Below are 691 nucleotides of genomic sequence, written 5' to 3'. Positions count from 1 at the left end.
GCCGAGCGCGGCCTTGCGGTCGATTACCGCTCGGTGTGGGAGTTCGTCCACGCCGAGAAGCTCAGTCACAAAAAAAGACGCTGATCGCGGCTGAGCAGGATCGCCCGGATGTGGCGCGCCGGCGGGCACAGTGGGCAAAGTATCAGGACCGCATCGATGCTTCCCGTCTGGTGTTCATCGACGAGACATGGACCAAAACCAACATGGCCCCGCTCAGGGGATGGGCGCCGCGCGGCGAGAGGATCAAAGCCAAGGTGCCACACGGCCATTGGAAGACAATGACCTTCCTGGCGGCGTTGCGCCATGACCGTGTCGATGCACCATGGCTCATCGACGGACCGATCAACGGCGAGCGTTTCCAGCTCTATGTCGACAAGGTTCTCGTCCCCACCCTCAAGCCAGGCGACATCGTCGTCATGGACAATCTCGGCTCACACAAGGGCAAGGCCGTGCGCCGCGCCATTCGCTCAGCCGGCGCCAGGCTGTTCTTGCTGCCGAAATACTCGCCCGACCTCAATCCTATCGAGAAGCTCTTCGCCAAGCTCAAGCACTGGCTGCGCAAGGCTGCCAAGCGAACAGTCGAAACCGTCTGTGACGCCATCGGCCAAATCCTCGGCACCGTCACGTCAACCGAATGCCGAAATTACTTCACAGAGGCAGGCTATGCCCAACCTAAATTCATCCCGCTCTA

1 pseudogene is annotated in these 691 nt (G+C 60.6%); it reads left to right on the top strand.

Features of this window, described 5'->3' with window-relative positions:
• A pseudogene (locus NKH52_RS35425) lies at positions 1–691 on the top strand (IS630 family transposase); the annotation flags it as partial.

The sequence above is a fragment of the Mesorhizobium sp. M1066 genome, assembly GCF_040318635.1.
Lineage (GTDB): Bacteria > Pseudomonadota > Alphaproteobacteria > Rhizobiales > Rhizobiaceae > Mesorhizobium.
This window is presented reverse-complemented; position numbering and strand designations above follow the sequence as displayed.